The 5,200-nt window shown below is 63.8% G+C and carries 5 protein-coding genes and 1 pseudogene; all 6 read right to left on the reverse strand.

What is annotated here, in order from left to right:
• Positions 1 to 294 (reverse strand): annotated as a pseudogene (locus tag VNZ93_RS01680) (ligase); the annotation flags it as partial.
• On the reverse strand, positions 291 to 1,133 hold the full coding sequence (locus VNZ93_RS01685; protein ID WP_325699150.1) for a glycosyltransferase family 2 protein: 843 nt from the start codon (positions 1,131 to 1,133) through the stop codon (positions 291 to 293). The pseudogene VNZ93_RS01680 and the gene VNZ93_RS01685, both read right to left, overlap by 4 nt.
• Positions 1,126 to 1,881, reverse strand: a complete 756-nt coding sequence (locus VNZ93_RS01690; RefSeq protein ID WP_325699152.1) for a glycosyltransferase family 2 protein — start codon at positions 1,879 to 1,881, stop codon at positions 1,126 to 1,128. Before VNZ93_RS01690 ends, VNZ93_RS01685 begins: the two co-directional genes overlap by 8 nt.
• Positions 1,878 to 2,618 carry an FkbM family methyltransferase gene (locus VNZ93_RS01695; RefSeq protein ID WP_325699155.1) on the reverse strand — a complete coding sequence of 247 codons (741 nt, stop codon included), beginning with the start codon at positions 2,616 to 2,618 and terminating at the stop codon, positions 1,878 to 1,880. The genes VNZ93_RS01690 and VNZ93_RS01695 overlap by 4 nt, the downstream gene beginning before the upstream one ends.
• A 10-nt stretch (positions 2,619 to 2,628) precedes the next feature.
• Entirely contained in the window at positions 2,629 to 4,104 is a 1,476-nt protein-coding gene (rfaE1, locus tag VNZ93_RS01700; protein ID WP_325699157.1) for a D-glycero-beta-D-manno-heptose-7-phosphate kinase, read from the reverse strand.
• Entirely contained in the window at positions 4,104 to 5,084 is a 981-nt protein-coding gene (gene rfaD / locus VNZ93_RS01705) for an ADP-glyceromanno-heptose 6-epimerase (protein ID WP_325699160.1), read from the reverse strand. The genes rfaE1 and rfaD overlap by 1 nt, the downstream gene beginning before the upstream one ends.
• Positions 5,085 to 5,200 lie beyond the last annotated feature (116 nt).

The following is a 5,200-nucleotide window of genomic DNA, read 5'->3' on the forward strand; positions in this document are numbered from 1 at the left end:
GAAGCCCTTCAGCCGCTCCTTCCATGGAACATCTGCCCATAGCATGCCAGCGGCGGCCAGCACCACCAGTGCAACCGGTACGAACGCCGCTGGATGGCGCATCACATCGCGCAACTCCTGCGGCCGCAGCGTCGGCAACAGGGCAATGAGCCACAACGCAATCGCTATGAGAGAGATCGACGTCGACCACGGGACGGTTGCAACAACCACCGCGGCGAGCACATCGGCAGCCTTGCGCCATTGCGCACGGTCAATGCGCCACGATCCCCGGCCTTCATTGAGCGTCGCTGTCATGCTGACTTCGCCTGCAAATCTTCATTGCGCAACACCGACAGACCGCGCTGCGCCCGTATCCGCTTGTCCGACATCGCATCGTCCAGCTTCTGATCGTTATCGCCAAGCCAGGAGCGATCGGCGGCAGGATGCCACAGATGCAGCACGCCGGTTGCGAACACGCCGTCCTTCCGCCGGATGCCGGAATGAAGAAGCCGGACCAGCAGGTCGGAATCTTCCCGTCCCCAGCCCTGATAGGCGCAATCGAACCCGTCGACGCGATCGAGATCGCTGCGCCAGATCGCAAGGTTGCATGAGCGCGCCCCACGCCACGCGCGGAAGCGGATCTTGCGCAATGGCCCGAGCGGCAACCGCATCAGCGGCACGGTGCGGTTGATGCCGCCCCGTCCGCGCTCGCGCGCCCATTCGCGATAGGTCCAGCGCTCCGGATCGAGGTTGTCGCGCAGAACCGTCTGCGTGAGGGCTTCCGACATCAGGATTCGGTTGCCCGTGACGAACCAGCCGCGCTCCGCAAGCTTCCGATGTGTCGCGACGAAGCCGGGGCGCGCGATGCAGTCGCCATCCAGAAAGATGCAATAGGCGCCATCGCTCGCAAGGATCGCGCGGTTGCGGATTTCGGCGGCACGGAACCCCTGATGTTCCTGCCAGACATGCTTCAGCGGACGGCCAAGCTTCAACACCCAGTTAGCAATCAGCTTCGCGGTCGCCTCGCCCGAGCCATCGTCGGCCACAACGACTTCGAAGTCGCGATCGGTCTGAACCGCGAGCGAGCGCAGGACGGCATCCAGCGCATCCTCGCGATTCCATGTCGTGACGATCACGGAGATCAGATCAGCCACGGCCACGCCCCTTCAGCCACGCTTTCATGTAGCGATAATACGTCCCCTCGGCATTCGCGACCGCCAGCAGGAACCCTTCCCGCCCGTCAAGGAAACCCAGGCGGATGAAATAGGTCTGGACGAATGTCCACCAGCCTCTCACGATTCCCGTGAAGAACGACACGCGCCGTCCGGAATTCACGATCATCTCTGCCCGCGCCGTCGAATAGCGGTCCATGCGCGACAGCGAATCCTCGAGCCGCAGGACGGGGTGATGCGTGAGCGGCTCCTTCAGGCGGCCGACCTGCCCGTCATAGATCACGCGCTCATGGACGAGATCGTCGGAGAAACGGGCGCGGCTGCGCCTGAACAGCCGCAGCACATAGTCCGGATACCAGCCGGAATGGCGCATCGGCCGGCCGCAAAAGGTGGAGAGCCGCGGCATCTCATACGCATCCGTCAGACCTTCGGTGATCGCGCGTCGGATCTCGACGGCGAGATCCTCACTCACCTGTTCGTCGGCATCGACGGAAAGCACCCATTCGCCCGTTGCGAGCGACAAGGCGAAATTCTTCTGCGGCCCGAAGCCGCGCCATTCTTTGGCGATGGTGACCCTGGCACCCTTCGCTTCCGCGAGCCGCGCGGTCCCATCCTCGCTTCCGCCGTCGACGACGATGCGCTCGTCGCAAAAGGCGAGGCTGTCGAGACAGGCCTCGATGTTCCGGGCTTCGTTTTTCGTGATCACGATGGCCGAAAGACGCAGGCTCATCGCTCAGCATCCTGATGCCGGAAGCGGATGCGGTCGCGCAAGCGGCGCCTCGCATCCCGGAACTTCCGGAATGGCAGCGCGAGATAGTATTTGCGGAAGATCTGCCAGCGGCCGAGGAGGTCCATCGCCGGGGCGTCGGCCCGCGGTACGTACCAGCCATTCAGACCGGTCCGCCGCATCAGGCTGTAGCCGGCTCGCGTCATGAAGCGGTGCTTGTCGAGGCTGCTGACATGATCCTCGAGCAGGACCAGTCGTGGCTTCCACCGTGCAAAGTCGAACCCGCTCAGCACCTCGAGTTCGTGGCCCTCGACATCGACTGACATCAGGTCGATCGGCACCGGCGTGCGGCCCTCGTTCAGCACTTCATCGAGCGTGCGAACCTTGACGTCGATCACGCGATCCGCGCGCATGCCGGTCACAGCGAGATTCGGATCGAAGGAGGAGAATGGTCCGGCCACATGCAGCCGCATGGTCTGGCCCGACCGATCGGGCGACGAGCAGGCAACCTCGAACACCTGCGCCGTTCGCTGCCGGCGCAACTCTGCGGCAAGCTCAGGCAGGGGCTCGACCAGGATGCCAGTCCAGCCCGCCTCTTCCAGATGATAGGACTGCGAGTCCTTCTTCGGATCGTTCGCGCCGACTTCCACGAAGAAGCCACGCGGCCGGTCGCGGAAGAATTCGCGGACAAGCGGAGCTTCATATTCTGGCTTGAACACTGCGGGCACGGCGCGATTCATCCCCGCGAATTCAGTTCTTCGCCGTAGAGCGCGAGCGCTTGACGATATCGGTCGTCGAATGGCCGGGGAGAAGATCGACCAGGACGACCTCGCCACCATAGGCATCCACAATGTCATGCCCGACCACCTGCTCGCGGGTATAGTCGGCGCCCTTGATCAGCACACTCGGCCGGACCCGCTCGATCAGAGCGCGCGGGGTGTCCTCCTCGAACACGACGACGAGATCGACAGCTTCAAGCGCCGCCAGAACTTCCGCGCGCGCCTGGACCTTCTGGACAGGACGCTCGGGGCCTTTCAGCCGCGATACCGATGCATCGCTGTTCAGGCCGAGCACAAGCCGATCGCAGGAGGCTCGGGCCTGCGCCATGAGCCTGACATGACCGGGGTGCAGAATATCGAAACAGCCATTGGTGAAGCCGATGCGCAGCCCCTGCTTCCGCCAGACGTCGAGACGCGCATCGAGGTCCTGCCAATCGAACAGAATCTTGTCTTCGGCCGCGAGGGTCGCCGACGGAAGAATGCGATGGCGCAACTCTCCAATCGACAGGGTCGCTGTGCCACGCTTGCCGACGACCACGGCAGCGGCGGCGTTTGCCGCGCGCATCGCGGACTCGTAGTCCGCCTTCAGGCCGAGCATGGCCGCGAGGACGGCGACGACCGTGTCGCCTGCACCCGACACGTCGCTGATCTTCACGGCATAAGCAGGAACATGCAGCGGCGCCTTGTCCTTCGCGACCAGCGTCATGCCGTCATCGCTTCGCGTCACCAGAACCGCATCGCAGCCAAGCGCATCGCGCAGTTCGGTCGCAGCTTCCGCAACCTCGGCATCGCCCTTGGCATCGCGCCGAACGGCTTCCGACAATTCCTTGCGGTTCGGCGTCACCATCGTGGCGCCGCGATAGATGCTGTAGTCGCTGCCCTTGGGATCGACGATCACCGGCTTGCCGGCGGCATTCGCGGCGTCGATGAGACGCCGTATCAGTCCCGGCGTCAGCACACCCTTGGCGTAATCGGATAGGACCACCGCGTCCGCCTTGGGCAACGCCGCCAGCGCCGCATCGAGCAGCGCCTTTTCGGCCTTCGCGTCGGCTGGCCTTGCTTCTTCCCAATCGGCGCGCAGCATATGGGTCGCGAAATGTTCGGACACGAACCGCACCTTCCGGGTGGTGGGACGCGAGCCGTCGAGAACCAGCGAGGCGGTGATGCACGGTTCGGCGGCGAGCGCCGCCTTCAGGGTGCGGCCCGCTTCGTCTTCGCCGACCAGACCGACGAACACGCAATGGGCGCCCAGGCTCGCGATGTTGCGCGCCACGTTACCCGCGCCGCCGATCACCATTTCGCTGCGCTTGACCGCGATGACAGGCGCAGGCGCCTCAGGGGAGATGCGCGCAACCTCGCCATAGACGAAGTCGTCCAGCATCAGATCGCCGACGCACAGCACGGTGACGCCGGACAATCGTGACAGGCTTTGGTCGAAATCGAACATCAGCGGTACCGGTCGTCGCAATCGAGATAGCGGGTGACATAGCGGGAGACCGCCTCTTCGAGCGGCGTGAAGCCGGCATTATAGCCCGCCGCGCGCAACCGTCCGACCTCGCTTTGCGTGAAATATTGATACTGGCCGCGAATAGACTCCGGCATGTCCACATACTCGATATTCGGCACTCGCTTCAGGCTCGCGAACATCGCCTCGATCATTTCGCGGAAGCTGCGTGCCTGCCCGGTTCCGACATTGAAAAGACCCGACACGCGCGGGCTTTCCAGCAACCAGCGCACCACCGCGACCACGTCATCGACATAGATGAAGTCACGCCGCTGATCGCCATCGGCGATACCCGGCTTGTGAGACTTGAACAGCTTGACCGTCTGGCCGGCGCGCGCCTCGTCAAAAATGCGGGCCAGCACGCTCGCCATCTTGCCCTTGTGATACTCGTTCGGGCCGAACACGTTGAAAAATTTCAGGCCCGCCCATTGCGGCGGCAGTTTTTCGCCACGAAGCTTGCGCGCGATCAGGGTCTGATCGAACAGATGCTTGCTCCAGCCATACAGATTCATGGGCCGCAGCGCCTGCAGGTGCGCGGGAGAATCGTCGTCGGAAAACCCATGTTCGCCATTGCCGTAGGTCGCCGCCGACGACGCATAGATGAAGGGCGTCTGGGTCCGCGTGCACCAGTCGAGCAGCGCCAGCGACAGGCGGAAATTCGACTGCATCACCAGATCGCCGTCCGACGCCGTCGTGTCGGAGATCGCGCCCATATGGATGACCGCATCGAGCTTGCGCCCCTGCAGCCAGGCATTCAGCTCCTGCGGCTGCACAAAGTCGGCGAGTTGGCGCTTGGCGAGATTGCGCCAGCGGCCGTCCGTCCCCAGCGTGTCGTTGACGACGACGTCTGTACGGCCGGCCTCGTTGAGGCTCGCAACAATATTCGATCCGATAAAACCGGCACCGCCGGTCACCAAAAGCATCGCTGACGCGCTCCGCCGTCCCCCGGCCCAGGGTGACCCCAAGAAGGGCGATCCACACGGGCGATCCCACCGGTGATCCTTTGCCCGACAAGGCGAAAGCGCGCAACTTGGGTTAA

Origin of the sequence: Pseudorhodoplanes sp. (assembly GCF_035565795.1) — a bacterium.
Lineage (GTDB): Bacteria > Pseudomonadota > Alphaproteobacteria > Rhizobiales > Xanthobacteraceae > Pseudorhodoplanes.

Coding starts and splice junctions, on each gene's coding strand:
- VNZ93_RS01695 (WP_325699155.1), bottom strand. CDS start 2,618: ATGAATCGCGCCGTGCCCGCAGTGTTCAAGCCAGAATATGAAGCTCCG.
- VNZ93_RS01690 (WP_325699152.1), bottom strand. CDS start 1,881: ATGAGCCTGCGTCTTTCGGCCATCGTGATCACGAAAAACGAAGCCCGG.
- rfaD (WP_325699160.1), bottom strand. CDS start 5,084: ATGCTTTTGGTGACCGGCGGTGCCGGTTTTATCGGATCGAATATTGTT.
- rfaE1 (WP_325699157.1), bottom strand. CDS start 4,104: ATGTTCGATTTCGACCAAAGCCTGTCACGATTGTCCGGCGTCACCGTG.